A 1,462-nucleotide genomic window follows, 5' to 3' on the forward strand; every position below is an offset into this window, starting at 1 on the left:
TGAGAGGAGAAAGGAAGACAAATAGTGCGATTCCTGCGAGAATCAGCATGGCGATAATAATCATCCACTTTTTCATATCCTCCTCCTTAGTTGATGGTCATGATGGTTGTCGTATACGAAGAACTTGTGATGTCGCGCGGATACACGCCTAAGCCTCCGTTGCTGTCTATATCAATCCCTGCTTTCAGCAAAAAGGCGGACCATAGGAGCTTTGAACAGTTTTTGGCACCGTCATGGCCGGTATTTCTGTTATTTACGAAGTTAAATGAGTATGGATCGCCGACCTTTGATACCGCCCAGTCAGCGGCAGCTGTTTTTTGAGATGAGGTGACGCTGACAGTTTGCACAATGGAGTTGTCTTCCACGTCTCTGGCATTGTAAGCGATCTGCCTGACGCCGTCGCCCGGGACAGATTCAACAATTTTGTCAGCGGCGGAGTACATGCCGACGTGGCCATGATTGTAGTAGGCTGTGTAGGAGTTCGTGTAATAGATATTGCCTTTCGCGCTTGTCGGGAGTTTTTTCGTGCCGGACGACCCGCCCATGATAGACATGCCGCTTTCCTTGGCGAGCCGGTCTCCTTCTGCTTTATCAGCCGTGATTTCCTTATAGAACTGTTTTAGGATAACGTCCTGCTTTACGTGCTGCTGTTTGGCAATCTGGCTGGCAGATTTCATGATTTCTTCCGGTGTCGTGCCTGGCTGCAGTGCGGCGATTTCTTCAGCATAATTTGTGTTCTTTACGGCTTTGGCGGGAGAAACGAACAGGCCGCCACACATTGTAAGCGCTACCAAAAACATCGACACTCGTTTCTTCAACTTCATTACATCTCCTCTTTTCTTGTGAGTGTAGGAAAGGTAATTTCCTCACCCACATTATATTAGGAAAATAAGGAAAGTAACTAGGTTATTTACAGAATTTTTAGAAATCATTTACAGACTTCTTGCTCATCACTACGTCTGTTTCTTGAAATCCGGTTTGCTCATATAGCTTTCGCGCCGTCTGATTATGGGCAAAGACATGAAGGGACAGCTTGCGGATTCCCATGCTGCGTGCCGTTTGATCTAATGCCACCAATGCTTGCTTTGCGTAGCCCTTTCCCCGATACGGTTCATATAACCCGAAATCATAAATAAACGCTTCCTGCTGCGGATGCTCCGGTTCAGCATGTATCCAGAGCCAGTCAACGACATCCTTTTCATTCAGCTTGAGGATCCACAAATGGTGATGGGGTGTTTCCAGCCCTCTCGGAAGCAGATCAGTAAATGCCTGCTTAGACAAAAGCTGTGCATCTTCAGGCAGCCATGTTCCCGCTTTTACCTTTTCTTCCGCGTAATGCTTTGTTGTGTACGTGAGATAAGACCGAAATTCTTCTGTCTGCATAGGGGTCAGCATGATTGTCATATCATCTCTCCTTCATATATTGACTAGAGGATTTTACGTAAAATAGAAAGAGGTGTTA

General features: G+C 46.3%; 3 protein-coding genes. All 3 read right to left on the reverse strand.

The window, feature by feature from the left end:
• The coding region (locus ACWHAR_RS21200; RefSeq protein WP_452087733.1) for a hypothetical protein at positions 1-76 on the reverse strand (76 nt) is incomplete at its 3' end.
• Between the two features lie 10 nt (positions 77-86).
• On the reverse strand, positions 87-824 hold the full coding sequence (locus ACWHAR_RS21205) for a YiiX/YebB-like N1pC/P60 family cysteine hydrolase (RefSeq protein WP_017695776.1): 738 nt from the start codon (positions 822-824) through the stop codon (positions 87-89).
• Positions 825-921: 97 nt separating this feature from the next.
• A complete protein-coding gene (locus ACWHAR_RS21210) occupies positions 922-1,404 on the reverse strand; it encodes a GNAT family N-acetyltransferase (protein ID WP_017695777.1) in 483 nt (160 codons plus the stop codon).
• Positions 1,405-1,462: the final 58 nt, after the last annotated feature.

It is taken from the genome of Bacillus sp. LR--39 (assembly GCF_053613335.1).